This window comes from Bradyrhizobium sp. P5_C11_2 (genome assembly GCF_054049755.1).
Map to the genome: position 1 here is coordinate 1 of NZ_JBFULT010000934.1, position 1,671 is coordinate 1,671.

The 1,671-nt window shown below is 61.8% G+C and carries 2 protein-coding genes; both read right to left on the reverse strand.

The features are described from left to right. Positions 1–657: TRAP transporter substrate-binding protein (locus tag ACXJL8_RS40445; RefSeq protein WP_456686966.1), on the reverse strand; the 657-nt coding region annotated here is incomplete at its 3' end. Positions 658–952: 295 nt separating this feature from the next. Then, a complete protein-coding gene (locus ACXJL8_RS40450) occupies positions 953–1,402 on the reverse strand; it encodes a hypothetical protein (protein ID WP_456623763.1) in 450 nt (149 codons plus the stop codon). Positions 1,403–1,671: the final 269 nt, after the last annotated feature.

A 1,671-nucleotide genomic window follows, 5' to 3' on the forward strand; every position in this document is an offset into this window, starting at 1 on the left:
GTAGGGGCCGACCCATTCGGCGGCGTCGATGGTACCCTTTTCCAGCGCCGGATAGATGTCGCCGCCGGCGAGCTGCTGCGGCACCACGCCGAGCTTCTGGAGCACGCGGCCGGCAAAGCCGCCGATGCGGAATTTCATGCCCTTGAGATCATCGGGCGTGTTGACCTCTTTCCTGAACCAGCCGCCCATCTGGCAGCCGGTGTTGCCGGCGAACAGCGAGACGACGTTGTAGCTCTTGTAGAACTCGTTGAGGACTTCGCGTCCCCCGCCCTGCATGTACCAGGCCTGGTTGATGCGCATGTTCGGCCCGAACGGCACCGCCGAGCCGAAGGTGAAGGTCGGGTCCTTGCCGAAATAGTAATACGAGGCGGTGTGGCCGATCTCGCAGGTGGCGTTCTGCACGGCGTCCAGCACCTGGAGGCCCGGCACGATCTCGCCGGCCGCGAAGATCTGGATCTGGAATTTGTTGTCGGTGGCTTCCGCAACCATCTTGCACATCATCTCGGCGCCGCCAAAGAGCGTGTCGAGCGATTTCGGCCAGCTCGTCGGCATGCGCCATTTGATTTCCGGCATCGACTGCGCGATCGCCGGAGCGGCGAGCGTGGCGGCGCCGGCCGCACCAAGTCCTGTGACCTTGATGAAGTCTCTTCTCTTCATGATTTCCTGCCCTGATGGATCTGATTGTGAAGCCTTCTTGCCGAGGCTTGCGGCCAGCATGGCGCAACGGCACGCCGAAAGCCATCCCGATCGCACTGAGGCAAAGAAAAAGCCCGGCCTCCAAGGGAAGCCGGGCTTTGCGGTCTTGCGACCCTTTAGCCTAAACTTTCATCAGCCACGGGTGCGCGAGCGGATCAGGAACTGTCGGGGGCGGGGCAGTCCATTCTCAATCGCTGAGTTCGTCGCGCGTGATTCGAGGCTCCGGTTTCGGAGCTTGAAGCACGTCGCGGGCGCGTCAGCAGATTTTCTGGAAGCGCGGCCGCCAGCGCGGCAGTTCGACCGGCGGCAGCACGTACCTTTTGCCCTCGGCCGAGATCGTCAGCGGCTGCCCGGAGTCCAGAAGATCGAAGACGCGATTTTCCAGCGCGCGCCATTTGTCTTCGGCAAGCTCGGGATGGCCGAGGTCCGGCTGGTTGAACATTGTGGTGTTCGGCGGGAAGGACTCGGGACCGGCGTAGGTGAAGCCGGCGAAATCCATCTGCATCTTGCCGTTGGCGATCGTGATCGAGGCCTTGGTGTGGTCCTGTTTCGGCGCTTCCCCCGGATAGACCGCGTCCATCTCGAAATGCGCGCCGCAGCCGATGCGAAATACTGTCTTGCCGCTGGTGTCGTAATAGCCGAGATACGGCCGATCCTGGCGATCGATCTCGAATTTCCAGGCACCTTTCAAAATATCTTTCGACATACCGCCGGCCGCCGATGCCGCGGACAACCCGAGCCACGTTACAGCGACAACGAGTCCAAGCAGCCTTGCATGCGCCATCACGGCAAGCCCCCAACGCGATCCGCGATCGTTCCTTCAGGGATCGTCGGACCGATTTCGGATTATGCGATTATGGCTTTGTGCCACTGTTTTGCCCGACGAGTCAAACGGCCTCGTTGCTCGGCCGAGCCCGTCTCTATCCGCTCGTCATTGCGAGCGCAGCGAAGCAATCCAGAATCGTTCCGCGGAGG

Coding starts and splice junctions, on each gene's coding strand:
- ACXJL8_RS40450 (WP_456623763.1), bottom strand. CDS start 1,402: ATGTCGAAAGATATTTTGAAAGGTGCCTGGAAATTCGAGATCGATCGC.